A 25,351-nucleotide genomic window follows, 5' to 3' on the forward strand; every position below is an offset into this window, starting at 1 on the left:
GACGGCCCTGTCCAGCGGAACGAAGACCATTGAGCCGATCGGCAAAAAAGGCCGGTCAGAACAAAACCGAACCCAAGGAAAGCCGCCAACTCAAGGCGTTCTGCCCCTTGCGTTCTTTCATTGGAGATATTCATGGGTCTTTTCAGCTTTATCAAGAACGCCGGCAAGAAGCTTGGTATCGGCGGCGACGACGATGCTCCGGATGCCGAAAGCGTTCAGAAGGAACTTGCATCCCACGATCTCGGCACCAAGGACGTGCAGGTCGAAGTGGCCGGTGACAAGGTCGTGCTGAAGGGTGTCGTGAAGGACCAGAGCGTCTTCGAAAAGGCCGTCGTCGCCGTCGGCAACACGCTCGGCGTGTCAGCAGTCGAGGCCTCCGAACTCAAGGTCGCCGATGCCGGCGCAGCACCTGCTCCGGCAAAGGAGCCCGTCTTCTATACGGTCAAGAAGGGCGATAACCTCTGGAAGATTGCCGAGGCGCAGTACGGCAAGGGCAAGGGCGCCAAGCACACGGTGATCTTCGAAGCCAACAAGCCGATGCTGACCCATCCGGACAAGATCTATCCCGGCCAGGTTCTGCGCATTCCGGATCTGGATGCGGCCTGAGCGTGTCCTTCAGGCGTTCTCTCGTCGTTGCCGCGCTGGCAAGCCTCTGGCTTGCCAGCGGTTCTTTGGCGCAGCCTTTCCGTGAACCCGCCAAGGGCAGTACGGAGCGTGCCGCCATCCTCGACGCGATCCGCCCCGCGGTCGAAGCCGAGATGCGCGGTCCCGTCGAATTCGTCGTCACCACCATGCGTGCCGCACCCAACTGGGCCTTCATGCAGGTCGAGCCGCAACGGCCGGGTGGCGGATCCATCGACCTGCCGCAAACCGGGTTGCGCGACGAGGCAGACATGATGGATGGTCTGACGGTGTTCGCACTCGTCAGCTTCCAGAATGGCCGCTGGAACCTGGTCGATCACGTCGTTGGGCCGACGGATGTGGCCTATGCCGGCTGGCCGCTTCGCTACGGTGTGCCGGCGGCACTTCTCGGCCTGGAACAATAAGGACTGCTTCTCATGCAGGTGCTCCCGAAAGGGATCAGACATATTCCGGGTTATCTCGATCGTGCCCGGCAGGAGCAACTGGTCGAGGCCATTCGGTCAGTCGTTGCCGAAGCGCCGCTGTTCGTGCCGGAAATGCCGAAGACTGGCAAACCCATGTCGGTGCGCATGACCAATTGCGGCGCGCTCGGCTGGGTCACGGATCGCGATCGCGGCTATCGTTACCAGTCTCAGCATCCGGTGACCGGCCGCCCTTGGCCGGTCATGCCGGAGATCCTGCTCGATATCTGGGATGCGGTTTCCGCAAGCAGCAAGACGCCCGAGGCCTGCCTGGTAAACTTCTATTCCGAAGAGGCCCGCATGGGGCTGCACCAGGATCGCGACGAGCGCGATCTTGAAACCGCCGTCGTCTCGATCTCGCTTGGTGACAGCTGCCTCTTCCGCGTGGGTGGCAATTCGCGCGGCGGCCAGACCATGTCCTTCCGGCTGGAAAGCGGCGATGTCGTGGTGCTGGGTGGGGAAGGGCGTCTCGCCTTCCATGGCGTCGACCGGATCTATCCGAGCACGTCGACGCTGCTGAAGAATGGCGGGCGGGTCAATCTGACACTCCGCCGCGTCAATCCCTGAGGATGCACCGAAAGCTTAGAGCTTCCTGAGCGCCACCTTTTCGGTCAGATGGTTCGGGCCCTTTTGCAGGATCAGGTCGGCGCGCGGGCGCGTCGGCAGGATGTTCTGGTGCAGGTTCTTCAGGTTGATGTTGTGCCACAATCCCTCGGCAATCGCCCGGGCTGCATCCTCGCTGATCGTGGCGTAGCGGTGGAAGTAGGATTCCGGGTTCTTGAACGCGGTTTCGCGCAGCCGCATGAAGCGGTTGACGTACCAGCTGTGGATCAGGCTCTCCTCGGCATCGATATAGATCGAGAAGTCGAAGAAATCCGAGACCATCGGCACGATCTTGCCGTCGGCCGGCAGGTTGCGCGACTGCAGAACGTTGATGCCTTCGAAGATCAGGATATCTGGCCGGTCGATGACCGTGAACTGGTCGGGCAGCACGTCATAGGTCAGGTGCGAATAGCTGGGCGCCTTGACGTTCGGCTGGCCGGCCTTGATCGCCGACAGGAAGCGCAGGAGCGCGCCGACGTCGTAGCTCTCCGGAAAGCCCTTGCGGTCCATCATGTTTTCGCGCTGGAGCACGGCGTTCGGATAGAGGAAACCGTCTGTTGTCACCAGGTCGACCTTCGGACTCGACGGCCAACGCGACAGGAGCTGCGCAAGGATACGCGCCGTGGTCGACTTGCCGACAGCCACCGATCCGGCAATGCCGATGACGAAGGGGGTCTTCGTCTCGGACATGCTGAGGAAGCGCTTGCGCTGCTCGAAGAGCATCTGCGACGATTCCACATGGGTCGAAAGCAGGCGTGACAGCGACAGGTAGATCTGCCGGACCTCGCCGAGATCGACGGGGTCGTTCAACGAGCGCAGCCGCTGGACCTCGTCGGCCGTCAGCGTCATCGGCGTATCGGCACGAAAGCGCGACCATTCCTCGGCGGTGAAGAAATGATAGGGCGAGTAGTCCCGCTTCTGGAGGTTGTCGGGCAGGTCGGCTGCTTCGATGTCTTTCGCCGCGATCGTCATGGGGTGTGCCGATTTGCCTTTTCCTGCAGGCCGGATTGGTTGGTCCGTCGCTGAAGTTCGTTGAGCACATCCTGCAACGGAACGTCGGCGATCTTCAATACGACCATTAGATGATAGAGGAGATCGGCGCTTTCGGCGACGAGATTTGCGCGGTCGTTGCTGATGGCCGCGATCACGGTTTCAACCGCTTCCTCGCCGAGTTTCTTCGCCGCCTTCGGCTGGCCGCTTGCCACCAGTTTTGCCGTCCAGGATTCGTCCGGCGCCGCCATCGCGCGTGTCGCGACGATGGCTTCGAGGTCGGAAAGTGTGAAGTCGCCCATGGGAGATCCTGAAGCTCAGTCGAGGCGCATGGCGATGCCATGCTCCGCCATATAGCGCTTGGTTTCGCCAATGCTATAGGTGCCGAAGTGGAAGATGGAGGCGGCAAGGACCGCGGTCGCGTGACCGTCCTTGATGCCGGCGACCATGTGGTCGAGTGTGCCGACGCCACCCGACGCGATAACGGGCGCGCGGACCGCGTCGGCGACGGCGCGGGTAAGCGCGATGTCATAGCCGCTCTTGGTCCCGTCACGGTCCATCGAGGTCAAAAGGATCTCGCCGGCGCCGAGATCGACCACCCGACGGGCAAAATCGATCGCGTCGATGCCGGTCGGCTGGCGTCCGCCATGGGTGAAGATCTCCCAGCGATCCGCTTCGCCATCCGTCGAGACCTTCTTGGCGTCGATCGCGACGACGATGCACTGGTTGCCGAACTTGTCGGCGGCTTCGGCGACGAATTCCGGGTTCTTTACCGCAGCCGTGTTGATTGACACCTTGTCGGCGCCGGCCAGAAGCAGCTTGCGGATGTCGGAAACCTGGCGCACGCCGCCGCCGACGGTCAGCGGCATGAAGCACTGTTCGGCCGTACGGGCGATGACGTCGAAGATCGTCTCGCGATTGTCCGAGGACGCGGTGATGTCGAGGAAGCAGAGCTCGTCGGCGCCGGCAGCGTCATAGGCGCGGGCCGCTTCCACGGGGTCACCGGCGTCGATCAGGTCGACGAAGTTGACGCCCTTGACGACACGGCCGTCCTTGACGTCGAGGCAGGGGATAACGCGGGCTTTAAGCGTCATGGTTCAAGCCTTTCTCGCAGCGCGGATCAGCTCCAGCGCCTCCTGCGGGTCGATGCGGCCGTCATAGAGCGCGCGGCCGGAGATGGCGCCTTCGAGCTTGCGCGCGTCCGGCTCGACCATGCGGCGGATATCGTCCATCGAGGCGAGACCGCCCGATGCGATGACAGGAATGGAAACCGCGTCCGCCAGTTCCAGCGTCGAAGCCCAGTTGATACCGGTCAGGATGCCGTCGCGGTCGATGTCGGTATAGATGATCGCCGAAACGCCGGCGCCCTCGAACTTCTTGGCAAGCTCGATCACGCCGAGTTCGGAAGCCTCGGCCCAGCCTTCGACGGCAACCTTGCCGCCCTTGGCGTCGATGCCGACGGCGACCTTGCCGGGGAATTTGCGGCAGGCCTCGATCACGAGCGCCGGATCACGGACAGCGACGGTGCCGAGGATGACGCGGGCAAGCCCGCGCGACAGCCAGTTTTCGATATGGTCGAGCGTGCGGATGCCGCCGCCGAGCTGCACCGGGTTTTTGGTCGCCTTGAGAATGGCGTCAACGGCGGTACCGTTGACCGTCTCACCGGCAAAGGCGCCGTTGAGGTCGACCACGTGCAGCCATTCGAAGCCCTGGTCTTCAAAGGCGCGGGCCTGGGCCGCCGGGTCGGGGTTGTAAACCGTCGCCTGGTCCATGTCGCCAAGCTTCAGGCGCACGCATTGCCCGTCTTTCAGGTCGATCGCGGGAAAAAGGATCATGGGTCTGTCCAATCAGTCGTGCGAAAGCTCAGGGCTTCCAGCGCAGGAAATTCGAGATGAGGGCAAGGCCAAGCGCCTGGCTCTTTTCCGGGTGGAACTGCGAGCCCGCCTTGTTGCCGTTGGCGACGAAGGCCGTGACCGGCCCGCCATAGTCGGCCTCGGCGACCACGTCGGCGGCGTCCTCAGCGGCCAGGTGGTACGAATGCACAAAATAGGCATGCAGGCCGGCTTCGCCAACACGGATGCCGTCAAACAGCGGGTGCTCGCGCTTGAGCTTCAGCGTATTCCAGCCGATCTGCGGGATCTTCAGCGTGGTGTCGGCGGGCGTCATCTCGACGACATCGCCGGGGATCCAGCCAAAACCGTGGGTGATGGTCTTTTCAAGTCCGCGCGACGACATCAGCTGCATGCCGACGCAGATGCCGAGGAAGGGTCGCCCAGCCTGTTCGACCGCCTCGGTCAACGCTTGCTCCATGCCGTCGACGGCAGCAAGGCCGCGGCGGCAATCGGCATAGGCGCCGACGCCCGGAAGCACGATGCGGTCGGCGCTCGCCACCCGTTCCGGCTTGTCGGTAAGGTCGATCTCGGCTGCAATGCCGGCTTCGTGGGCGGCCCGTTCAAAGGCCTTGGTGGCCGAGCGCAGATTGCCCGAGCCGTAATCGATGATGGCGACGCGCATCAGCGTTCTCCGTAGGAATCAAAAAGGCCGAGGCCGGGGCCGCCACTTGAGGGCTTGCGCACGGTCCAGTCGGCCGGGGAGGGGGCGGCGGGCTTGGTCTCGTTCGAAGCCAGGCTCGTGAAATAGATCTCTTCGGCCGCTTCGAGATTGGGCGCCGGCACGATGGAACGCAGCGTCCAGTCACGGGCCGTCAGGCTGCGCGCCACCAGAACCGGCCCTTCGAGCGCCACCACCAGCCGAAGCGCGAGCTGGGCCAGGAGAGATGGCAAGAAGCCGCTCTCGTGGTTCGACAGGAATATTAACGAGATCTGCAGAACAGCAACTGCGATTCCGATTGCCCATTGACGCTTGGCGAGAAGCCAGAGCGCCGGGAAAAGGAAGGCCCACCAGGAAAAGCCGTCGGCGACGAAGCGCGCCCGCTCGTCGTTGGCGCGCGCACCCGGCGGGGTGAGGATCATGTAAGAAGCCATGAGTCAAAGCCAGTGACTGGCCGCTTAGGCAAGGGTCCCCTTGGTCGAGGGAACGCGGCCGGCCTGGCGCGGGTCGATTTCGGTTGCGGTGCGGAGCACGCGGGCGACGGACTTGAAGCAGGTCTCGGCGATATGATGGTTGTTGGCGCCGTAGATGTTCTGGATATGCAGCGTGATCCCGGCATGCTGGGCGAGCGCCTGGAAGAATTCGCGCACGAGTTCCGTGTCGAAGGTGCCGATCTTCGGCGAGGTGAAGGTCACGTTCCAGACGAGGAACGGTCGGCCGGAAACGTCCACTGCCGCGCGGGTCATCGTTTCGTCCATCGCAAGATCGAGCGAGGCATAGCGGGTGATGCCGCGCCGGTCGCCAAGCGCCTTGGCAATCGCCTGGCCGATGGCAATGCCGGTGTCCTCGACCGTATGGTGGTCGTCGACATGCAGGTCGCCGTCAGTCTTGATCTCCATGTCGATCAGCGAATGTCGGGCGAGCTGGTCCAGCATATGGTCGAAGAAACCGACGCCGGTCGAAATCTTGGCGATTCCGGTGCCGTCGATGTTGACCGATACGGATACCGCGGTTTCGTTGGTCTTTCGCGAAACCTCTGCGGTGCGGCTGGACGTGGCTTCTGCCATCGGGCTCTCCTGTATACGCTGACGCGGCTCCTTATCAGGCAAAAGCTGAAATATCCAGAACTTGAGCGGTCGATTCGAATCATGCGGTGACAGTCGCCGAACGAAGATTGCGCCGGCGGCCTGTTGCCATTTGCAAACCCGTCTGCCGTACTTACATAGGCCTCAAGCAACCAGGCTCGAGTCACGAGCCGCAATGCCCCGCGTATCAGGGGCCTACGGGTAATTTCATGAGCGAACACAATCCCTACGGAACGATGCATGCGACGACCATCATAACGGTACGCAAGGATGGCAAGGTGGTGATGGCCGGCGACGGCCAGGTGAGCCTCGGCCAGACCGTGATGAAGAGCAACGCGCGCAAGGTGCGGCGGCTTGCCAAGGGCGACGTGATCGCCGGCTTTGCCGGTGCCACAGCCGATGCCTTCACGCTGCTGGAACGGCTCGAAGCAAAGCTCGAACAGTATCCCGACCAGCTGATGCGGGCAGCCGTCGAGCTCGCCAAGGACTGGCGCACCAACAAGTATCTGCGCAATCTCGAAGCGATGATGCTGGTGGCCGACAAGTCGATCACGCTGGCGATCACCGGCAACGGCGACGTTCTCGAACCCGAGCACGGCACGATTGCCATCGGATCGGGCGGCAACTACGCCTTTGCCGCGGCCCGCGCGCTGATGGACAGCGACAAGTCGGCCGAGGATATTGCCCGCAGGGCGCTGCAGATCGCCGGCGACATCTGCGTCTACACCAACCACAATATCGTCGTGGAGACACTGGATGCCCAATGAGCCCGCGCATGTCAGTTTCGTGCCGGTGGCCGATAGCCACCTGCCGCTGCTGCATGCCTGGCTGAGCGAGCCGCATGTGCGGCAATGGTGGGGCGACCCGGACAAGGAAGTGGAGCTGATCCGCGAAGGCTGCGCGTCAGGAGAAGTGGAAGGCTTCATCTTCCACGTGGCCGGCGAGCCGGCGGGCTACATCCAGTCCTGGGTGCCGGCCCAGTACCCGGACGACGAGCCCTGGGCGAAGGACATGCCGGCCGATGTGCCCGGTATCGACATCTTCATCGGCCCGGCGGAACTGACGGGCAGGGGCGTCGCATCGCTCGCGGTCCGGGCCTTTGCCGGGCGGCTCTTTGCCGCCGGCGCCCCCCGCGTCGTGATCGACCCTGACGCCGGCAACCGAAGGGCCGTCAGCGCCTACACCAAGGCCGGCTTCGTGCCTTACGCAGAATGGATTGATACGTCCGGCCGCACACTCCTGATGGAGCTGACGCGGACCGAGTTTGAGAGGACTACATGAGTACGTTTTCACCCAGAGAAATCGTGTCGGAACTCGACCGTTTCATCATCGGCCAGAACGACGCCAAGCGCGCCGTGGCGATCGCGCTCCGCAACCGCTGGCGCCGCCAGCAGCTCGGGGACGAGCTGCGCGACGAGGTGATGCCGAAGAACATCCTGATGATCGGACCGACCGGCGTCGGCAAGACCGAGATTTCCAGGCGGCTCGCCAAGCTCGCCGGCGCGCCCTTCGTCAAGGTCGAGGCGACCAAGTTCACCGAGGTCGGCTATGTCGGCCGCGACGTCGAGCAGATCATCCGTGACCTCGTCGAAGTCGGCATCGGTCTCGTGCGCGAAAAGCGCCGCGCCGAAGTCAAGGCAAAGGCGCACCAGAATGCCGAGGAGCGCGTGCTCGATGCACTGGTCGGCGCCACCGCGTCGCCGGCAACGCGCGACAGCTTCCGCAAGAAGCTGCGGGCCAACGAGCTCGACGACAAGGAAATCGAGATCGACATCGCCGAGACCGGCGCGCCGGGCGGCGGCTTCGAGATCCCGGGCATGCCGGGCGCCAATATCGGCGTGCTCAATCTTTCGGAGATGTTCGGCAAGGCGCTCGGCGGCCGCACCAAGAAGGTCAAGACGACCGTCAAGGCCTCCTATGGCATGCTGATCGACGACGAGTCCGACAAGCTGCTCGATAACGAGCAGATCCAGCGCGAGGCCGTGAAGGCAGTCGAAGACGACGGCATCGTCTTCCTCGACGAGATCGACAAGATCGCCTCGCGGGAAGGCGGCATGGGTGCTGGCGTATCGCGTGAAGGCGTACAGCGGGACCTCTTGCCGCTCGTCGAAGGCACGACCGTTGCGACGAAGTATGGGCCAGTCAAGACCGACCACATCCTCTTCATCGCGTCCGGCGCCTTCCACGTGGCCAAGCCCTCGGACCTGCTGCCGGAGTTGCAGGGCCGCCTGCCGATCCGCGTCGAGCTGCGAGCGCTGACGAAGGAAGACTTCCGCCGCATCCTGACGGAAACCGAGGCGAGCCTCATCCGCCAGTACAAGGCGCTGCTGGACACAGAAGAGGTCAAGCTCGACTTCACCGATGACGCAATTGATGCGCTTGCAGACGTGGCGGTGCAGTTGAACGCCACGGTCGAGAACATCGGCGCCCGCCGGCTGCAGACCGTGATGGAGCGTGTGCTGGACGAGATCTCGTTCAATGCGCCGGACCGCGCCGGCCACGAGGTGACGATCGACGCTGAATATGTGCGCAAGCATGTCGGCGATCTCGCCGCCAACACCGACCTGTCGCGCTATATCCTGTGACATTTCGGTCGTAGGGCCATGCAAACGCCCGCAACCCTGAATACGCGGCCGCCTGTCTCTCGACAGGCGGCCGCATTTTTTCTAACACGGACGCGGTTATCGATCGTGGTCCGGGCATTTTTCCGACATGATCTTGGCGTAGGAGCGGCCCGCCGACCGAGGCAGCCTCCACCAGTCACAGGAAGAAGAGATCGTGCGTTTCACCGCCTGCATGCTCGCTATCGCCACGTTTTGCCTGAGCGCAAGCCAGTCATTCGCCGCGACCGACGTTCCGCCGGGCAACCGCAACGTCGAGCAACCGGCGATCCCCGGCGCATCCGTGCGCCGCACCAAGGCCGGCCGCACGTCCTTCGATGCCAAGTTCGAGAAGGTCCGCGATCTGCTAGCCACCGACAAGCAGTTGATCAGCAAGATCAAGTCCGTGTCGCGCGCCTATGGCATCGCGCCGATCCACATGGTCGGCGCCATCGTCGGCGAACACACCTACAATGTCGACGCCTACGATCGGCTGCAGTCCTATTACGTCAAGGCGGCTGCCTATGCCGGCAACAGCTTCCAGTTCGGATACGATGGCGAGACCGTCGCCGAATTCGTGGCTCGGCCGCAATTTTCCGAATGCGGCGCCAAGAAGGGCGCCTATGCGCTGTGGAGCTGCCGCGAGCGGGTCTGGGACAACGACTTCCGCGGCAAGTCGGTGGGCGGCAAGTCCTACCCGAACAACCGTTTCAGCGCCGTTTTCTTCCAGCCGTTCTTCGCCGGCCAGACCTTCGGCCTTGGTCAGATCAACCCGCTGACCGCCCTGATGCTGACCGATATCGTGGCAAAGACCTCGGGCTATGAGCGCCTCGACGAGAACAATGCCGCCGGCGTCTATGAGGCGATCATGGATCCGGACGTCTCGCTTGCCTATATGGCGGCCTCGATCCGTCACTCGATCGACGCCTACAAGTCGATCGCAGGGGTCGATATTTCGACCAACCCCGGTGTAACCGCGACGCTCTATAATGTCGGCAATCCGGATGGCCGCGCGGCCGCGCTCGCCGCCAAGATCCAGAGCGGTCAGGCGCAATGGCCGGAGGAAAACTATTACGGCTGGCTCGTCAACGACAAGCTGTCGGAACTCGAAAGCCTGCTGTGATTCACGTGAAGCACTTTCCTTGATTGCGCCGTAAAAACCTGAAATCCTGGGGCAATCGAGAAAGGCAATCACCATGGACATGCGTCCGGAGCCGTTCGAACCGCCGGCTCCCGTTCCCCGTGTCGGCATCCCTTCCTACCTGAAGATCATCAGGACCGTGCTGCGCAATCCGCTCGAACTGTGGGGCGAGCCATCCTATACGCTGCCCTGGATCGAGACGAAGTTCGTTACCCAGCGCACCCTGATCGTCAACGATCCCGGCCTCATCCGCCATATCCTCGTCGATAACGTCGCCAATTACGAAATGTCGAAGGTGCGCCGGTTGATCCTGCGGCCCATCCTGCGCGACGGGCTGCTGACGGCGGAAGGCGAGGTCTGGAAGCGTTCGCGCAAGGCCATGGCGCCGGTGTTCACGCCGCGCCACGCCAAGGGCTTTGCCGGCCAGATGCTGCGCAGTTCAGAGCAGTTCGTCGAGCGCTATGCCGGAGCCCAGGAAGCTCCCTTTACCACCAATGTCGCCAACGACATGACGGAACTGACCTTCGACATCCTGGCCGAAACGCTGTTTTCCGGTGAGGTCGCCGTCGAGCGCGAAGGCTTCGTCCAGAGCGTCGAGGAATTGCTGCACCGCATGGGCCGTGTCGATCCGATGGACATTCTGCTGGCGCCCGAATGGATCCCGCGCCCGACCCGCATCGGCGGCAGGAAGGTGATGAACCGCTTCCGCTCGATCGTGTCGGAGACCATGGCGCTTCGCCGCCGCAAGATGGCGGAGGACCCTAAGGGCACGCCGCAGGATTTCCTGACGTTGCTTCTGGAGATCGAGGGCAGCCAGGGCCTTTCGACCGCGGAGATCGAGGACAACATCCTGACCTTCATCGGTGCCGGGCACGAGACCACCGCCCGGGCACTCGCCTGGACGCTCTACTGCGTTGCCAACACACCGGCCTATCGCGAAATCATGGAAGCCGAGATCGATACCGCGATGGCAAGCGGTGCCGAGCCGGTCGAATGGCTTGGTCTGATGCCGCATGTGCTCGCCGCCTTCGAGGAGGCGATGCGGCTCTATCCGCCGGCGCCGTCAATCAATCGCGCGGCGATCGAGGAAGACGCGTGGACCTCACCGACTGGCGAGCGGGTGCGCATCCCCAAAGGGATCGCCGTACTGATCATGCCCTGGACGCTGCATCGCCATGTGCTCTACTGGGATAAGCCGCGCGCGTTCATGCCCGAGCGTTTCCTGCCGGAAAACCGAGAGAAGCTGAACCGCTACCAGTATCTGCCCTTCGGTGCCGGACCGCGCGTCTGCATCGGCGCGACTTTCGCGCTGCAGGAAGCGGTGATCGCGTTGGCAGTGATGATGCACCGCTACCGCTTCGATACGACCGCGGAAACCAATCCCTGGCCGGTACAGCGGCTCACTACTCAACCGCGGGGCGGGTTGCCGATGAGGGTTTCGGCTCGCTGAAGGTCTTGCCGGGGATCGGTGACTGAACGGAACGCACCGGAGAATCCGCCGGCTTCGGCTGCTGTAGCATTTTCGACGGCTTCTTGATCGTCTTGATCTGTGCGCAGGTGGCGTCGCCGACATTGTCGCAGGGCTTGTAAACCACGATCTCGCTTCCGGCGCCGTCGTCCCAGACCGCCTGGATCGTCAGCGTTTGCGCCGTTTTGGCGGGCAGCGAGATGTAGACATATTCGGCCGTCTCGTCGCCCGGCAGGTTGAACGGCAGCTGCGGATTGCACTTGGCCAGCGGGAAGCGTTGGTCGAGTGCATCGGAATTGATCGAGTAGCGGATTTCCGATAGCCGGCAATGCATCGTCTGCAATGCCGTGAAATAGATCAGCTGCCGGTCGTCATAGTCGCGAAACTGGATCCAGCCGGTCTGCTTGTTGGCACCGAGCATCGCCTTGTAGATCGCGACTTCGGGCAGCTGCGGCTTGTATTCCTCTTCCTCCGCGTCCTGTGCGCGGGACGGCATTGCTGCAAGACACAGGATGCCCGCTGACAGCAAGGCGACGAGCAACGGATGGCGGCGTTCGAGCATGCGATGGACCCCTGCCATTCTCACCGGTGTCGCTGAACTCATCGTCGATGTCTGCGACACGATGGTCTTCTCCTGAAATATGTCATATCACCGCATCGATCCCCATTGAACCCGGGGCCTCTGCGCCCCGCGCGAATTCCGGACTGCGCGAATTGACCTCCCATTTTCTTCTCGGCATCGACACCGGCGGCACCTACACCGACGCCGCCCTCTTCTCGGAGACGAAGGGGGTGGTCGCCAAGGCCAAGGCGCTGACGACCCGCCATGACCTCGCGGTCGGCATTTCCGGTGCAGTCGAAGCGGTGCTCGATCAGGCCAGCGTGCCGGTCTCGGCGATCAGCATGGTCTCCCTGTCGACGACGCTTGCCACCAATGCGCTGGTTGAAGGGCAGGGCGGCCGCGCCGGCCTCGTCATGATCGGCTTCGGCCCCGAGGATCTGAAGCGCGACGGTTTGCAGGAAGCGCTCGGCTCGGATCCGGTAGTCTTCCTGCCGGGCGGCCACAATGTGCATGGCGGTGAGACCCCGCTGGACATGAGCGAGCTCGACGCCGTCCTGCCGGTGCTGGCTGATCAGGTCTCCTCCTTCGCCATTGCCGGCTATTTCGCCGTTCGTAATCCGGATCATGAAAAGCGCGTGCGCGACCGCATCCGCGAGGTCTCGCACCTGCCAGTCACCTGCAGCCACGAACTGTCCTCGAAACTCGGCGGGCCGCGCCGTGCCTTGACGACGCTGCTCAACGCCCGCCTCGTCTCGATGATCGACCGGCTGATCGGGTCCTGCGAAGGGTTCCTCAAGGCGCGCGGCATCGACGTGCCAATGATGGTGGTGCGCGGTGACGGCGCGCTGATTTCGGCCGAGGAGGCGCGGCTGCGCCCGATCGAGACGATCCTCTCCGGTCCGGCAGCAAGCCTCGTCGGCGCAAGGCATCTGACCGGCCTCGACAACGCCGTGGTTTCGGATATCGGCGGCACCACCACCGACGTGGCCGTGCTCGATGGCGGCCGCCCGCGTCTCGATGCCGAAGGCGCCGTCGTTGGTGGCTTCCGCACCATGGTCGAGGCTGTTGCGATGCGGACCTACGGCCTTGGCGGTGATTCGGAAGTGCGCATCAACGATCGCGGCCTCAAGGCGAAGATCGATCTCGGTCCGCGCCGGCTGATGCCGCTGAGCCTCGCCGCAGCGCTCCACGGCGACGCCGTCATCTCGGTGCTGGAAAAACAGATGCGCGCCCAGCACACCGGGCGCAACAATGGGCGCTTTGCTGTGCGTACCGGCCTGCCGGATCATCTGGCAAGCGGCCTGCAGCCACAGGAGCAGGCGCTCTACGAGCGCATCGGTAGCGTCCCCGTCTCGCTTGAAACGCTGCTCGTCTCGACGCCACAGAAGGCGACGCTCGATCGTTTGGTGGCCCGGGGGCTCGTCCATATCTGCGGTCTGACGCCGTCCGACGCCATGCATGTGCTCGGCCGGCAGTCGCAATGGAACCTCGAAGCGGCCGAGCTTGGCATTCAGCTTGCGGCCCGGACCCGCGACGGCTCCGGCCAGCCGATTGCTTCTTCTCCACAGGCGCTGGCGCAGATGATCGTCGATCGGCTGACGCGGCAATCCTCCGAGGTCATCCTGCAGGCCTGCCTCGGCGAGGACGGCGCCGGCGCGATCGATCCCGCGGTGTCGCAGGCCGTCGATCGTGCGCTGACCCGGACGCCCGGCATCGTCCGGTTCTCGCTTGGTCTCGATCGTCCGCTCGTCGGTCTTGGCGCTTCGGCGCCGGTTTATTACCCGGCTATTGCCGAGATGCTCGGAACCGAAGCCGCCATTCCCGAGGAGGCCGGCGTCGCCAATGCCGTCGGCGCCGTGGTCGGCCAGGTAAGCGCCACCGTCACCGTTTTCGTGACGATGCCGGAGGAGGGCATTTTTGTCGTCAACGGGGCCGGGGCCAGCGAACGCTTTCTCGATCAGGAAAAGGCTTTTGGTGCCGCGCGCCGACGGGCCGAGACCGCAGCTCTGGAGGCGGCGCGCACCAACGGTGCCGATGATCCCGCGTCGTTGCTGCGCGAGGAAATCGATGCGCCGGAGGTCGAGGGCAGCCCCAAGCTGATCGAGGCCCGGTTCGTTGCGTCCGCCAGCGGCCGGCCGCGCATCGCGCACGGCTGATCTTTTCCATTTCGGAAACAATTCTTCGCATCCTTGCAGAATTGACAGGGAATGAATTGGTGAGAAACTGCGGCCGTTTCACGCGCGTATTGCGCATGGGCTGGTCCGAGACCCGCTTCAGGCGCAAGATCAACATGTTGGGGCGTTTTCATCGCATCCGTTCGGATCGGTGGCGCTCCTTACGTCTATTTCAAGGAGTTGGCAGATGGACCGCATTGAGACGTATGGATTGAAGATTGATGCGGACCTCCATCGCTTCCTGGTGGAAGAGGCGATGCCGGGCACCGGCGTCGATGCAGAGCACTTCTTTGCTGAGCTTTCCGCCCTCGTGCACGATCTGACGCCGAAGAACCGGGCGCTGCTCGCCAAGCGCGACGACCTGCAGGCCAAGCTCGACGCCTGGTACAAGCAGAACGGCGCCCCCAGCGATATGGAGACCTATCAGGCCTTCCTGCGCGATATCGGCTACCTGCTGCCCGAGGGTGGCGAGTTCAGCGTTTCGACCGCCAATGTCGATCCGGAGATCGCGACGATCGCCGGCCCGCAGCTCGTCGTTCCGGTCATGAATGCGCGCTATGCGCTGAACGCCGCCAATGCGCGCTGGGGCTCGCTCTACGATGCGCTCTACGGCACGGACGCGATTTCGGACGCTGATGGCGCCGAGAAGGGCCGCGGCTACAATCCGAAGCGCGGCGCCAAGGTCATCGCCTGGGCGCGAAGCTTCCTCGACGCCAGTGCGCCGCTGGCGAATGGAAGCTGGGCCGACGTTACGTCCCTGAAGGTTGCTGGCAGTGCGCTGGCGATTGGTCTCAAGGATGGTTCGAGCACTGCACTGCGCAACGCCGCTCAATTCGCCGGCTATTCCGGGGCTGAAGGTGCGCGCTTCGAGATCGTTCTCCGGCACAACAATCTGCATGCGATCGTCGTCCTCGACGCCACCACGCCGATCGGCAAGGAAGATCCGGCGGGCATCGCCGACGTCATTCTCGAATCGGCGATCACCACGATCATGGACTGCGAAGATTCGGTCGCCGCCGTCGATGCCGAAGACAAGGTCGTCGTCTACCGCAACTGGCTCGGCCTGATGAAGGGCGACCTCGAAGAAGAGGTTGCCAAGGGCGGCAAGACCTTTACCCGTCGTCTCAATGCCGACCGCGTTTACACGGCAACTGCCGGGGGCACGCTTTCCCTTCCCGGCCGCTCCCTGATGCTGGTCCGCAACGTCGGCCACCTCATGACGAATCCGGCTATCCTTGACCGCGACGGCAAGGAAGTGCCCGAGGGCATCATGGACGCGATGGTGACGGCGCTGATTGCCCTCCACGATGTCGGCAACGGCGGTCGCCGCATGAACTCCCGCGAGGGTTCCATGTATGTCGTCAAGCCGAAGATGCATGGCCCCGAGGAAGTCGCCTTCGCCAGCGAGATTTTCGCCCGTGTCGAAAAGGCGCTCCGCATGCCCGCCAACACCATGAAGATGGGCATCATGGACGAGGAGCGCCGCACGACGGTCAACCTCAAGGAATGCATCCGCGCGGCCCGCGAGCGCGTCGTCTTCATCAACACCGGCTTCCTCGATCGCACCGGCGACGAGATGCGCACCTCCATGGAAGCCGGCCCGATGATCCGCAAGGGCGACATGAAGCAGGCAGCCTGGATCGGCGCCTATGAAAACTGGAACGTCGACATCGGGCTTGAATGCGGCCTGTCCGGTCACGCCCAGATCGGCAAGGGCATGTGGGCGATGCCCGATCTGATGGCGGCGATGCTCGAGCAGAAGATCGCCCACCCGAAGGCCGGCGCCAACACCGCCTGGGTGCCGTCGCCCACCGCGGCCACTCTGCACGCGACCCACTACCACCGCGTCAATGTCGCCGAAGTCCAGGCGAGCCTGAAGAGCCGCGCCCGCGCCAAGCTCTCCGATATCCTGTCCGTGCCGGTCGCCGTCCGTCCGAACTGGACGTCCGAGGAAATCCAGCGCGAACTCGACAACAACGCGCAAGGCATCCTCGGCTACGTCGTGCGCTGGGTCGATCAGGGCGTCGGCTGCTCGAAGGTTCCCGACATCAACAATGTCGGCCTGATGGAAGACCGTGCGACGCTGCGCATCTCCGCCCAGCACATGGCCAACTGGCTGCATCATGGCGTCGTCACCGAGGCCCAGGTCGTCGAGACGATGAAGCGCATGGCGGCCGTCGTCGACAGTCAGAACGCCGATGATCCGCTCTACGTCGCGATGGCCGGCAATTTCGACCGTTCGATTGCCTTCCAGGCCGCCGTCGAACTCGTCCTCAAGGGCCGCGAGCAGCCGAACGGCTACACCGAGCCGGTCCTGCACCGCCGCCGCCTGGAGCTGAAGGCGCGCAACGCCGCCTGATTCGCCACCGAAGTCGGGGTATTGGAAAAGAGCCGTGCGTTCACATGAACGCACGGCTCTTTCGTTTCAGCGGTGGTCCGGGCTTCCAGGCACGATCGCAGCCCGCGCCGCTCTAAAACTCCGCCCAGCCGTCCGTTGCGAGTGCGGCATTGCCGTGGGTGGCATAGGGGGCTGGTCGGCGTACCGGCTGAGGACGTCCCTGGTCACGCGTGGTTGCGGCGACTGCCGGGGCAGGCGCCATCGGCCTGCCCTTTGGCTGGGCCTCGCCGGCGAGCGTGAAGCGGTCGATCAGGTTGCGCAGGTTCGTGCCTTCCTGCGCCAGCGTCGCGGAGGCCGCATTGGCTTCCTCGACCATCGCTGCGTTCCGCTGCGTTACCTGGTCCATCTGGTTGACGGCGGTGTTGACTTCGCTCAATCCCACCGACTGTTCGCGGGCGGAGGTGGCGATCGCCGCCATGTGTTCGTTGATCGTGATCACATGCGCCTCGATCGTCTGCAGCGCCTCGCCGGTGTCGCGCACCAGGTGCACGCCGTTCTCGACCTCCCGGCTCGATGTGCGGATGAGATCCTTGATTTCTTTCGCAGCCTTCGCCGAGCGCTGGGCGAGCTCGCGCACCTCCTGGGCCACGACGGCGAAGCCCTTTCCCGCTTCGCCGGCCCGCGCTGCTTCGACGCCGGCATTCAGCGCCAAGAGGTTTGTCTGGAAGGCGATCTCGTCGATGACGCCGATAATGCTGGAAATCTGGCTGGAGGATTCCTCGATCCGACGCATGGCTTCCACCGCGTTGGCGACGACGACGGCGGATTGGGCCGCGCTGGTCTTCGCCTCGCCGGCGATGTCGCGTGCCTCCTCCGTCCGTCTTGAGGAATTGCTGACATTGGCGGTGATCTGATCGAGCGCCGCGGCCGTTTCCTCGAGAGACGCGGCCTGCTGTTCGGTGCGCTTGGACAGGTCGTCGGCGCTCTGGCTGATTTCGCGCGTGCCCATGCCGATGTTTTGGGCGCTGTCGGCAACGGCGAGAAGCGCATCGTTCAACTGCGCGGCCGCCTTGTTGAGGTCGTGCCGCAATTGTTCGAACTCGGCGGCGAACGGCTCATGTAGCTGAACGGCGAGATCGCCGTTGGCCAGCCGCTGCAGGCCGCCGGCAAGTCCGGCGGTCGCCTGCGTCAGCTTTTCCTGCGCCGCCTGCTCCGCCGCCTTCTGGACGCGGACACGTTCGGCCTCGCCGTTGCGGCGGTTCTCCTCGGCCTCCGCCTGCAGCCGAAGATTCGAGCGCGCCGCCACGCGGAAGGATTGAATGGCGCGGGCCATTTCGGCGATCTCGTCCTTGCCGCGCACCGGCTCGTCGGCATCTTCAACGTGGCCGTCGATCAGCCGGCGCATGGCGGCGATCTGGCGGGCGAGCGGTCCGACGACGCCGCGCAGCACCACAAGCAGGGTGCCGGCAGCAAGCGCCACGACGAGAACGATGATCCCAATGTTGAGTGTCTGTACGGTTTCGAACTCGTGATGCTTGGCCTCGAAGGCCGTACCCGAAAGTTCGACCTGCAGGTCCGAAATCTCGGAGATCGTGGCCGTCAGTGGATCGATCGTAGCGTAGAGCTTGTCGCGCACGAAGGCATCAAGAGCCTTCTGGTCCTTGGCCGAGAGGATTTGCGTGAGTGCCGTGATCGAATCCATCGCAACGACCATCTGGCTTCGTGCATTGTCGACGAGGTTCCGTTCCTCGTCGGTCATCGAGGTCGCCGCATAGGCATCCCAGTTTGACTTGATCGTTTCCCGTGCGGCATTGACCGAGGCAAGGCCGCTCTCCATCGATTCGTTACCATTGCGCACCTTGTGGGCAGCATCGACGATCGAGACCGCAAAGGCGTCGGAAGTCGCCTTCAGGTTCTTCAGCGGCACAATGCGATCGGCGTAGACCGCGTCCATCATGTCGCTGGTTTCCGACAGCGTGCTCTGGCTGTGAATAGCGATGCCGATAGCGATGGATGATAGAAGCGCGATTGCGCCGATAAGCTTGGTCTTGATCAGCATGCCAGTCCCTCCCGAGCGGAATTTCGTGGGCACACTGTTTCGATTATTTAGATAACGCTTACTTAATAAGCGACTGAATTTAAGTCGAAATTGAACTTTTCGAGCGGACAGGGACAAATACCGCGACCCTGATTTGAGCGCGAATTAGGACGGCAACTTTGCGTCGATGGTGTGCCTGCTTGCGGCTTTCGCTCGGAAGTTGGGTGACTTTGAGCGCGAACGAAAAAAGCCGCCGGCGGGGTCGGCGGCTTTGTCAGTGTCGATCTGATTCGATTACTGCTGGACGACGACGCGGGCGCTCTTGCCGGGGCGAACGCGCGAATAGAGGTCGATGATGTCCTGGTTGATTAGGCGGATGCAGCCGGACGAAGCGGCGGTACCGATCGAGGACCATTCCGGCGTGCCGTGCAGACGGAACAGCGTATCCTTGCCCTGGTCATTGAAGAGGTAGAGCGCGCGGGCGCCAAGCGGGTTCTTGAGGCCGGGACCCATGCCATCTTCGACGTACTTGGCGACTTCCGGCTTGCGTTCCGCCATTTCCTTCGGCGGATGCCACATCGGCCATTCCTGCTTCCAGGCAATATAGGCTTCGCCTTCCCATGCAAAACCGGCCTTGCCGACGCCGATGCCGTAACGAACGGCCTTGCCGCCCGGCAGCACGTAGTAGAGGAAGCGATTCGGCGTGTTGACGACGATCGTTCCGGGGCGCTCGCTGGTGGCGTAATCGACGATCTGGCGATGGAAACGGGTATCGACCTTGCTGATCGGAATGGCCGGCAGCGCGTAACCGTGATCCTCAACTGCGCCATAATCGCCGTTAAAGATCTGATTCGTAGCAACCTGTACCGTTGCGGGCGCGGGTTCGTTCGCAGCCGTTTCGGGCTTGGACGAGGTCGTCGAGCAGCCGGCAACGGCGAGTGTCGCCGCGAGGCTGCACAAGAGGAAGGCATTGCGGAAGCGCATGGGAGTCTCTTAAAAAGAAGCGAAGTAAAAACTGGGTCGCCGCGACCAACAGTGAGTACGGTTATTTTCGATTAGTTTGAGCTATGCAAGAGATTGCGCGGCCACAATTTGGCTGAAAAGTGCAAATTCCATGACCCTTGTTTTTTTGCAACAAAATGACCGGCTCAAAGGGACACCGGACGCATGACAATCCTCTCCATCCATGGCGACAACCCCTTGATCGACGGTCGCCAATCGAATCGCGCGATGATGGTGCGCCGCGGCGTGCAGCGGCTTTTCGCCGAGCTGCGCCATTCGGTCCTGCCGGAATTGACTTTGGCGAGTGGGCGGCGTGCCGATCTGATCTCCTTGTCGGTGAAGGGCGAGATCTGGATCGTCGAGATCAAAACCTCGATCGAGGACTTTCGTGTCGACCGCAAATGGCCGGACTACCGACAGCACTGCGACCGGCTGTTCTTCGCCACCCATGCCGGCGTGCCACTGGACATCTTTCCGGAGGACTGCGGACTGCTGCTGTCTGACGGTTATGAAGGCCACATCGTTCGCGAGGCGCCCGAACACAGGCTGCCGCCGGCGACACGCAAGTCGGTGTTGCAACTCTTTGCCCGTACGGCAGCACAACGGCTGATGCTTGCCGAATGGGCGGCCGAGCGCAACGGCGAACTCGGTGATTCGATCGGCGACATCCTCTCCGGCGGTCGCGACTGATCCCGCGGGGAAAAGCGACCGGAGCAGCGGTTGTGCGCCGGTCGTGGAAGTTGATTGCTTACTTCGGCGCGCGCTTGGCGAGAATGCGCTGTAGCGTGCGGCGATGCATGTTGAGCCGGCGCGCCGTTTCCGAGACGTTGCGCTCGCACATTTCATAGACGCGCTGAATATGTTCCCACCGCACGCGATCGGCCGACATCGGGTTTTCCGGCGGCTCGACGCGTTCGCCCTGGCGCTGCACGAGCGCGGCAAAGATGTCGTCGGCATCGGCAGGCTTGGCGAGATAGTCGACCGCGCCGAGCTTCACCGCGTTCACGGCGGTGGCGATGTTGCCGTAGCCGGTCAGCATGATCATGCGCGTGTCGTCGCGCCGTCCGCGGATCGCTTCGATCACGTCGAGGCCGCTGCCGTCGCCGAGCCTGAGGTCGATGACCGCATATTTCGGCGGGTTGCCCTTGGCCTTGGCGATGCCTTCCGCGACCGATTCGGCGATGTCGACCGAAAAGCCACGGGCTTCCATGGCGCGGGCCAACCGCCTGAGAAAGGGTGCGTCGTCATCGACCAGCAACAGGGTGCGGTCCGGTCCGATCAGTTCGGCGTCCTGTGCGGTGGTGCTGGGCGAAGCTGTCGATTTGTCGGTCATTCTCGCAATCCTTGGGCAAAAACGGAACGCTTTCGCCGAGATTATAGGTTTCTGCCTCGTTCAATAAACTGCGAAATGTCATTTCGCCAGTTTCGTATCCATGAGGGCGCGCGGCCATTCGACGCTGACCCGGGCGCCCGGCCTCTCCGGCCCGCCATTCTCGAAGCGCAGGCGCGCGCCCGAGCGTTCGAGCAGCGTCTTTGCGATAAAGAGCCCGAGCCCGAGGCCGCCGGCGCTGTCATCCTTCTGCCTGCGTGTCACATAGGGTTCGCCGATCCGCTGCAGGATATCGGGCGCGAAACCGTCACCATCGTCGGCGATCGTGACGCGAACCCGATCCGCCGTGTGCTCGACGGTTACGGTCACCTGTTTCTTGGCGTAGTCGACGGCGTTTTCCAAGAGGTTGCCGAGCCCATAGAGAATGCCGGCATTGCGGTTGCCGACCGGCTCCGTGGCACGGTCGCCCTTTTCGATGAGCTCGATGTGGATGCCGAACTCGCGATGCGGCGCCATCACCTCTTCGATCAGCGACGACAGCGGCAAGAGCCGCATGTGCTCCTCGCTCTCGGAGGACAGCGTCGTCAGCCGCTTCAGGATATCGCGGCAGCGTTCGCTCTGGCTGCGCAGCAGATGCACGTCCTCCCCGAAGCGCGGATCGTCGCCGAGTTCGCGTTCCATCTCCTTGGCGACCACGCTGATGGTCGCAAGCGGCGTGCCGAGTTCATGGGCTGCCGCTGCCGCAAGCCCATCGAGCTGCGACAGGTGCTTTTCCCGCTGAAGCACGAGTTCGGTCGCCGTCAGCGCTTCCGACAGCTCACTCGCTTCCAGCGACACGCGGTAGGTATAGAAGGCGGCAAAGGCGGTCATCGAGACGATCGCAAACCAGATGCCGGCGGTCAGCACCCGCGGCATCAGCAGGACCGTGCCCGGATACCAGGGCAGCGGAAAGGGTGAGAAGGCGAGTGCGGTGATGGCGATTACCGCAAAACCGGCAAGAATGATGCTGTGTGACTTCGGCTGCGACGCAGAGGAAATGATGACCGGGACGCAGAGCAGCGGCGCGAAGGGATTGGTGAGCCCGCCTGTGATGAACAGCAATCCGGTGATCTGCGCGAGATCGAGGCCGAGAAGCGCGAAGGCCGCCGGCGGCTGCAACCGGTGCGTCGGCGGATAGCGCAACGTCACATAGGCGTTGACCAGCGCGAGGCTCGCGATCAGCACCAGGCAGGAAATCAGAGGCAGAGGAAACTGCAGCCAGAAGGCCGTGATGAGGACGGCGATCGACTGGCCGCCGACGGCAAGCCAGCGCAGCCGAACGAGCGTCTGCAGGCGCAGGCTGCGGTTGCTGGTCTGGTCGTTGTTGTGTTCGAGCGCAACAGTGGTCATTCGTGCCTGCATTCCAATGATCGATGCTTTCGTCTCATGTACCACGGGGCTTCGCCCGTGTCGTCGGCGCCGCATTGGCCGGATCCTCGGGCCAGGGATGCTTCGGATAGCGCCCGCGCATGTCGGCGCGCACATCGCGCCAGGAACCCGCCCAGAAACCGGGCAGGTCGCGCGTCGTCTGGATCGGCCGATGTCCGGGCGAGATCAGCTCGAGCAGCAACGGCAGCCGCCCATCGCCGATCGCCGGATGGGTCTTCAGGCCAAACAGCTCCTGTACCCGGATCGATAGCAGCGGCTCGTCGCCGTCGTAGTGGATCGGGTGCCGTTGCCCGGTCGGCGCCTCGAAATGCGTCGGCGCCAGCCGCCCGAGTTCCCGTTGCCGCTCGTGTGGAATGAGGGAGAGCAGACCGTCGGAGAGGTTGGATGCCTTGATGTCGGCAATCGCGGTGATGCCGTGCTGGAAGGGAACGAACCAGTCGTCGAGACGGTCGAGCAGCGCTTCGTCGGAAACATCCGGCCAGGGTTCACCGATCGAGCGGTTGAGGAAGCCGAGGCGGTCGCGCATCTGCATCGCTTCCTTGGAGAAGGGCAGGATGGCAAGGCCGAGCTGGCGTACGCCGTCGGCCAGTGCCCGCGCCGCCGATTCACCGGTCGGTCGTGTGAGCGGCGCCTCCTCGAAGATGATGGCGCCGAGCCGCGTGACCCGACGCGCCCGCACCTGCCGGCTGGCCTTGTCGAAAAAGCTCTGGTCCTCGCGGGTTATCGCCTCGGGCATATGCGCCTCGACCTCGGCGCGCGTCAGCTCTGCCGCCGCCAGCACGCGCTGGCCGCCGGCGCGGCCGGTCAGGTCGGCGATGACGAGCATGGAAGCCGCCGCCAGCCGCTCCGTCTCGGGGATCTCGGCGCCCCGTCCGTTCGCCATGACGAATCGGCCGCGGCCACCGCGCTGCAGCGCGATGCGGTCGGGAAAGGCGTGCATCAGCAGGGCACCCGGCTGGATCGGTTCGCTCGATTTCGGCGCGCCCTTCAGCTCGGCCGCCATGCGCCGCGCCAGATTGCGCGAGGCGCCGGCGCGGTCGCCACGCTCCTGACGGAAGCGGCGCACCCGGTCCTCGAGATCGACGCTGTTGCCGCCCAAGCCCTGTTCGGTCAGCATCACCGCCAAGAGACACGCGGTTTCCGCCTGTCCCTCTTCGGCCGCGGCGACCGCCATTGCCGCCAGCCGCGGCGGCAAGGCCAGGTCGCGGATCTTGCGGCCCGTCGGGGTCAGCGCGCCGGCCTCGTCCAGCGCGCCAAGGCTGGTCAGCAGTTTCCTCGCTTCGGCGAGTGTCGTCTCCGGCGGCGCGTCGATGAAGGCAAGGGTGGCCGGATCGCTGACACCCCAATGGGCGCAGTCGAGCAGCAGGCCCGAGAGATCGCTGGCCAGAATCTGCGGCGGCGTGAAGGCGGCAAGCGCTGCGGTCTGGCCGCTATGCCAGAGACGGATGGCAATGCCGGGTTCGGTTCGCCCCGCACGGCCGGCGCGCTGATCGGCAGACGCGCGCGACACGCGCACCGTCTCCAGCCGCGTGATCCCGGTCGCTGCCTCGAACACCGGAAGGCGCTGCAGGCCGCTGTCGATGACGATGCGTACGCCGTCGATGGTGATCGAGGTTTCGGCGATCGAGGTGGCAAGCACGATCTTGCGGGTGCCTGATGGCGCCGGCCGGATCGCTGCATCCTGTTCCTTCTGGGTCAGGTTGCCATAAAGCGGTACGATCGCCGTATTGTTGTCGAAGCGGTCCTGGAGCCGCGTGGCGACTCGGGTGATTTCGGCCTGGCCGGGCAGAAAGGCGAGGATGGAGCCATCTTCCGTACGATGCGCTTCGGCAATGGCCCGCAGCATCGTGTCCTCGACGCTGTCGCCGCCGCGATCCTGGTAGCGGATGTCGATCGGATAGCTGCGCCCCTGGCTCTCGATGACCGGCGCATCGCCAAGCAGGCCCGAGACCCGCTCGACATCGAGCGTTGCCGACATAACTATGATCTTCAGGTCGTCACGCAGCGCCGCCTGTACGTCGAGCGCCAGCGCCAGGCCGAAATCCGCGTCGAGCGAGCGCTCGTGGAATTCGTCGAACAGCACGGCTGCGACGCCCTTGAGTTCCGGGTCGTCGAGGATCATGCGGGCAAACACACCCTCGGTCACCACTTCGATGCGTGTCTTGCCGGAGACGCGGTTGTCGAGACGCATGCGATAGCCGACAGTTTCGCCGACCTTTTCTCCCAGGAGCTCGGCCATGCGGCCAGCTGCGGCGCGCGCTGCCAGGCGGCGCGGCTCGAGCAGAATGATCTTTCCGCCTTTTGCCCAGTCCTGATCGAGCAGGAAGAGTGGAACGAGCGTCGTCTTGCCGGCGCCGGGTGGGGCCGAAAGCACCACGGAGGGGCCTGCGGTGAGCGCTTGTGCCAGTGCGGGCAGCACCTCGCGAACCGGAAGCGCAGGAAGCTGTGTCGTCACGTCTGGTTCTCCGCCCCCTATAGAGATGATGGCGCTGCGTGCGGTCGGTGCATCCGTCGGCTCATGCATCACCATGTTGTCGGTCCGCCACCGCATGGATCGTCATGTCGGGCAGGGCGGACAATTCGCAAGTACGGCAATCGCCCGCCCAAGGGCAAGCGTGGCGCGTCCGTGAGCGTGCTTCGTATGGCGCTTCGTTGCTGGAGATATCTACATCTGACGGCTGAGAGATCCATGCTGTCTACATGTAGATGGGCTCGCTCAGAGGGGCGTTTTGGGCCACGTGAAATGGCCACCAGGTTTTTGACCGCCTGGTCAAAGATTCGCACCGCGGATTCGCTGGTTTTCCGGTGCATTAAATCGACCTAGTTTATCAACAGCTGGAATTATTGTGTAAATTCAGTGAGTTGTCGATTTTTGAAGTTTTTTTGAACGTGGCTGTTGACGTGTCGGATGTGTGGGGTCTATAAGCCCGATCACTGAC

The 25,351-nt window shown here is 63.6% G+C and carries 24 protein-coding genes; 11 read left to right on the forward strand and 13 right to left on the reverse strand.

Annotated elements, in window-relative coordinates; genetic code table 11:
* The first annotated feature begins 132 nt into the window (after window positions 1–132).
* From lysM to IB262_RS34645, 3 genes are read left to right on the forward strand one after another with little or no spacing between them, the layout of a single operon-like run.
* The gene (gene lysM, locus IB262_RS34635) at window positions 133–606 is read left to right on the forward strand and encodes a peptidoglycan-binding protein LysM (protein WP_034802175.1); all 474 of its coding nucleotides are present in this window, start codon (window positions 133–135) and stop codon (window positions 604–606) included.
* 2 nt (window positions 607–608) lie between these two features.
* Window positions 609–1,046 (forward strand): hypothetical protein, encoded by a 438-nt coding sequence (locus IB262_RS34640; protein WP_234852608.1) that lies wholly within the window; start codon window positions 609–611, stop codon window positions 1,044–1,046.
* 12 nt (window positions 1,047–1,058) lie between these two features.
* The gene (locus IB262_RS34645; RefSeq protein ID WP_034802169.1) at window positions 1,059–1,670 is read left to right on the forward strand and encodes an alpha-ketoglutarate-dependent dioxygenase AlkB; all 612 of its coding nucleotides are present in this window, start codon (window positions 1,059–1,061) and stop codon (window positions 1,668–1,670) included.
* Window positions 1,671–1,685: 15 nt separating this feature from the next.
* On the opposite strand, the gene coaA is transcribed toward IB262_RS34645, so the two are convergent.
* The 7 genes from coaA to hisB are packed head-to-tail and all read right to left on the reverse strand — an operon-like array spanning window position 1,686 to window position 6,313.
* The gene (coaA, locus tag IB262_RS34650; RefSeq protein ID WP_112977268.1) at window positions 1,686–2,678 is read right to left on the reverse strand and encodes a type I pantothenate kinase; all 993 of its coding nucleotides are present in this window, start codon (window positions 2,676–2,678) and stop codon (window positions 1,686–1,688) included.
* Window positions 2,675–2,998, reverse strand: a complete 324-nt coding sequence (locus tag IB262_RS34655) for a phosphoribosyl-ATP diphosphatase (protein WP_112977269.1) — start codon at window positions 2,996–2,998, stop codon at window positions 2,675–2,677. The genes coaA and IB262_RS34655 overlap by 4 nt, the downstream gene beginning before the upstream one ends.
* Window positions 2,999–3,013: 15 nt before the next feature.
* A complete protein-coding gene (gene hisF, locus IB262_RS34660) occupies window positions 3,014–3,790 on the reverse strand; it encodes an imidazole glycerol phosphate synthase subunit HisF (RefSeq protein WP_034802161.1) in 777 nt (258 codons plus the stop codon).
* Between the two features lie 3 nt (window positions 3,791–3,793).
* Window positions 3,794–4,531, reverse strand: coding sequence for a 1-(5-phosphoribosyl)-5-[(5-phosphoribosylamino)methylideneamino]imidazole-4-carboxamide isomerase (hisA, locus tag IB262_RS34665; RefSeq protein WP_060521552.1), 738 nt, complete (start codon window positions 4,529–4,531; stop codon window positions 3,794–3,796).
* A gap of 28 nt (window positions 4,532–4,559) precedes the next feature.
* On the reverse strand, window positions 4,560–5,210 hold the full coding sequence (hisH, locus tag IB262_RS34670) for an imidazole glycerol phosphate synthase subunit HisH (RefSeq protein ID WP_112977270.1): 651 nt from the start codon (window positions 5,208–5,210) through the stop codon (window positions 4,560–4,562).
* Window positions 5,210–5,680 (reverse strand): DUF2628 domain-containing protein, encoded by a 471-nt coding sequence (locus tag IB262_RS34675; RefSeq protein ID WP_060521554.1) that lies wholly within the window; start codon window positions 5,678–5,680, stop codon window positions 5,210–5,212. The genes hisH and IB262_RS34675 overlap by 1 nt, the downstream gene beginning before the upstream one ends.
* 24 nt (window positions 5,681–5,704) lie before the next feature.
* Window positions 5,705–6,313, reverse strand: a complete 609-nt coding sequence (gene hisB / locus IB262_RS34680) for an imidazoleglycerol-phosphate dehydratase HisB (RefSeq protein WP_034802151.1) — start codon at window positions 6,311–6,313, stop codon at window positions 5,705–5,707.
* Between the two features lie 227 nt (window positions 6,314–6,540).
* Between hisB and hslV the strand changes: the two genes are divergently transcribed.
* The 5 genes from hslV to IB262_RS34705 all read left to right on the forward strand — a co-directional run bounded on the left by hslV (window position 6,541) and on the right by IB262_RS34705 (window position 11,522).
* Window positions 6,541–7,098, forward strand: a complete 558-nt coding sequence (gene hslV / locus IB262_RS34685) for an ATP-dependent protease subunit HslV (RefSeq protein WP_051659613.1) — start codon at window positions 6,541–6,543, stop codon at window positions 7,096–7,098.
* Window positions 7,088–7,612: a GNAT family N-acetyltransferase gene (locus tag IB262_RS34690; protein ID WP_060608910.1), complete on the forward strand. Its 525-nt coding sequence runs from the start codon at window positions 7,088–7,090 to the stop codon at window positions 7,610–7,612. The genes hslV and IB262_RS34690 overlap by 11 nt, the downstream gene beginning before the upstream one ends.
* Complete coding sequence (gene hslU / locus IB262_RS34695; RefSeq protein WP_034802146.1) at window positions 7,609–8,916, forward strand: ATP-dependent protease ATPase subunit HslU; 1,308 nt, start codon at window positions 7,609–7,611, stop codon at window positions 8,914–8,916. The genes IB262_RS34690 and hslU overlap by 4 nt, the downstream gene beginning before the upstream one ends.
* 193 nt (window positions 8,917–9,109) lie before the next feature.
* Window positions 9,110–10,054, forward strand: a complete 945-nt coding sequence (locus tag IB262_RS34700; protein WP_112977271.1) for a DUF1402 family protein — start codon at window positions 9,110–9,112, stop codon at window positions 10,052–10,054.
* A 73-nt stretch (window positions 10,055–10,127) separates the two neighbouring features.
* Window positions 10,128–11,522 carry a cytochrome P450 gene (locus IB262_RS34705; RefSeq protein WP_034802144.1) on the forward strand — a complete coding sequence of 465 codons (1,395 nt, stop codon included), beginning with the start codon at window positions 10,128–10,130 and terminating at the stop codon, window positions 11,520–11,522.
* On the opposite strand, the gene IB262_RS34710 is transcribed toward IB262_RS34705, so the two are convergent.
* Entirely contained in the window at window positions 11,476–12,162 is a 687-nt protein-coding gene (locus IB262_RS34710; RefSeq protein WP_162728920.1) for a hypothetical protein, read from the reverse strand. The genes IB262_RS34705 and IB262_RS34710 overlap by 47 nt on opposite strands.
* Window positions 12,163–12,254: 92 nt before the next feature.
* Here IB262_RS34710 and IB262_RS34715 point away from each other — a divergent pair, with 92 nt between their 5' ends.
* Together IB262_RS34715 and IB262_RS34720 are read left to right on the forward strand one after the other, a co-directional pair.
* Complete coding sequence (locus IB262_RS34715) at window positions 12,255–14,258, forward strand: hydantoinase/oxoprolinase family protein (protein WP_112977273.1); 2,004 nt, start codon at window positions 12,255–12,257, stop codon at window positions 14,256–14,258.
* Window positions 14,259–14,463: 205 nt separating this feature from the next.
* Entirely contained in the window at window positions 14,464–16,635 is a 2,172-nt protein-coding gene (locus IB262_RS34720; RefSeq protein ID WP_112977274.1) for a malate synthase G, read from the forward strand.
* Window positions 16,636–16,747: 112 nt separating this feature from the next.
* On the opposite strand, the gene IB262_RS34725 is transcribed toward IB262_RS34720, so the two are convergent.
* Both IB262_RS34725 and IB262_RS34730 read right to left on the reverse strand, forming a co-directional pair.
* Window positions 16,748–18,673, reverse strand: a complete 1,926-nt coding sequence (locus tag IB262_RS34725; RefSeq protein WP_090302300.1) for a methyl-accepting chemotaxis protein — start codon at window positions 18,671–18,673, stop codon at window positions 16,748–16,750.
* A gap of 273 nt (window positions 18,674–18,946) precedes the next feature.
* Window positions 18,947–19,636 (reverse strand): L,D-transpeptidase, encoded by a 690-nt coding sequence (locus IB262_RS34730; RefSeq protein WP_034802133.1) that lies wholly within the window; start codon window positions 19,634–19,636, stop codon window positions 18,947–18,949.
* Window positions 19,637–19,819: 183 nt separating this feature from the next.
* Here IB262_RS34730 and IB262_RS34735 point away from each other — a divergent pair, with 183 nt between their 5' ends.
* Window positions 19,820–20,344, forward strand: coding sequence for an MmcB family DNA repair protein (locus tag IB262_RS34735; protein WP_112977275.1), 525 nt, complete (start codon window positions 19,820–19,822; stop codon window positions 20,342–20,344).
* Window positions 20,345–20,402: 58 nt separating this feature from the next.
* On the opposite strand, the gene IB262_RS34740 is transcribed toward IB262_RS34735, so the two are convergent.
* The 3 genes from IB262_RS34740 to hrpB form a co-directional block, all read right to left on the reverse strand.
* Window positions 20,403–20,987: an ActR/PrrA/RegA family redox response regulator transcription factor gene (locus IB262_RS34740; protein WP_034802128.1), complete on the reverse strand. Its 585-nt coding sequence runs from the start codon at window positions 20,985–20,987 to the stop codon at window positions 20,403–20,405.
* Between the two features lie 78 nt (window positions 20,988–21,065).
* On the reverse strand, window positions 21,066–22,373 hold the full coding sequence (locus IB262_RS34745) for an ActS/PrrB/RegB family redox-sensitive histidine kinase (protein ID WP_034802125.1): 1,308 nt from the start codon (window positions 22,371–22,373) through the stop codon (window positions 21,066–21,068).
* 34 nt (window positions 22,374–22,407) lie between these two features.
* Window positions 22,408–24,867: an ATP-dependent helicase HrpB gene (hrpB, locus tag IB262_RS34750; RefSeq protein WP_112977282.1), complete on the reverse strand. Its 2,460-nt coding sequence runs from the start codon at window positions 24,865–24,867 to the stop codon at window positions 22,408–22,410.
* Between the last annotated feature and the right edge of the window lie 484 nt (window positions 24,868–25,351).

It is taken from the genome of Ensifer sp. ENS02, from assembly GCF_014851885.1.
In the GTDB taxonomy this organism is placed as follows: domain Bacteria; phylum Pseudomonadota; class Alphaproteobacteria; order Rhizobiales; family Rhizobiaceae; genus Ensifer; species Ensifer adhaerens.

Excerpts from the sequence above, each read along its gene's own strand:
- lysM (WP_034802175.1), top strand. The coding sequence starts at position 133 with ATGGGTCTTTTCAGCTTTATCAAGAACGCCGGCAAGAAGCTTGGTATC.
- IB262_RS34645 (WP_034802169.1), top strand. The coding sequence starts at position 1,059 with ATGCAGGTGCTCCCGAAAGGGATCAGACATATTCCGGGTTATCTCGAT.
- coaA (WP_112977268.1), bottom strand. The coding sequence starts at position 2,678 with ATGACGATCGCGGCGAAAGACATCGAAGCAGCCGACCTGCCCGACAAC.
- IB262_RS34655 (WP_112977269.1), bottom strand. The coding sequence starts at position 2,998 with ATGGGCGACTTCACACTTTCCGACCTCGAAGCCATCGTCGCGACACGC.
- hisF (WP_034802161.1), bottom strand. The coding sequence starts at position 3,790 with ATGACGCTTAAAGCCCGCGTTATCCCCTGCCTCGACGTCAAGGACGGC.
- hisA (WP_060521552.1), bottom strand. The coding sequence starts at position 4,531 with ATGATCCTTTTTCCCGCGATCGACCTGAAAGACGGGCAATGCGTGCGC.
- hisH (WP_112977270.1), bottom strand. The coding sequence starts at position 5,210 with ATGCGCGTCGCCATCATCGATTACGGCTCGGGCAATCTGCGCTCGGCC.
- IB262_RS34675 (WP_060521554.1), bottom strand. The coding sequence starts at position 5,680 with ATGGCTTCTTACATGATCCTCACCCCGCCGGGTGCGCGCGCCAACGAC.
- hisB (WP_034802151.1), bottom strand. The coding sequence starts at position 6,313 with ATGGCAGAAGCCACGTCCAGCCGCACCGCAGAGGTTTCGCGAAAGACC.
- hslV (WP_051659613.1), top strand. The coding sequence starts at position 6,541 with ATGAGCGAACACAATCCCTACGGAACGATGCATGCGACGACCATCATA.
- IB262_RS34690 (WP_060608910.1), top strand. The coding sequence starts at position 7,088 with ATGCCCAATGAGCCCGCGCATGTCAGTTTCGTGCCGGTGGCCGATAGC.
- hslU (WP_034802146.1), top strand. The coding sequence starts at position 7,609 with ATGAGTACGTTTTCACCCAGAGAAATCGTGTCGGAACTCGACCGTTTC.
- IB262_RS34705 (WP_034802144.1), top strand. The coding sequence starts at position 10,128 with ATGGACATGCGTCCGGAGCCGTTCGAACCGCCGGCTCCCGTTCCCCGT.
- IB262_RS34720 (WP_112977274.1), top strand. The coding sequence starts at position 14,464 with ATGGACCGCATTGAGACGTATGGATTGAAGATTGATGCGGACCTCCAT.
- IB262_RS34725 (WP_090302300.1), bottom strand. The coding sequence starts at position 18,673 with ATGCTGATCAAGACCAAGCTTATCGGCGCAATCGCGCTTCTATCATCC.
- IB262_RS34730 (WP_034802133.1), bottom strand. The coding sequence starts at position 19,636 with ATGCGCTTCCGCAATGCCTTCCTCTTGTGCAGCCTCGCGGCGACACTC.
- IB262_RS34735 (WP_112977275.1), top strand. The coding sequence starts at position 19,820 with ATGACAATCCTCTCCATCCATGGCGACAACCCCTTGATCGACGGTCGC.
- IB262_RS34740 (WP_034802128.1), bottom strand. The coding sequence starts at position 20,987 with ATGACCGACAAATCGACAGCTTCGCCCAGCACCACCGCACAGGACGCC.
- IB262_RS34745 (WP_034802125.1), bottom strand. The coding sequence starts at position 22,373 with ATGACCACTGTTGCGCTCGAACACAACAACGACCAGACCAGCAACCGC.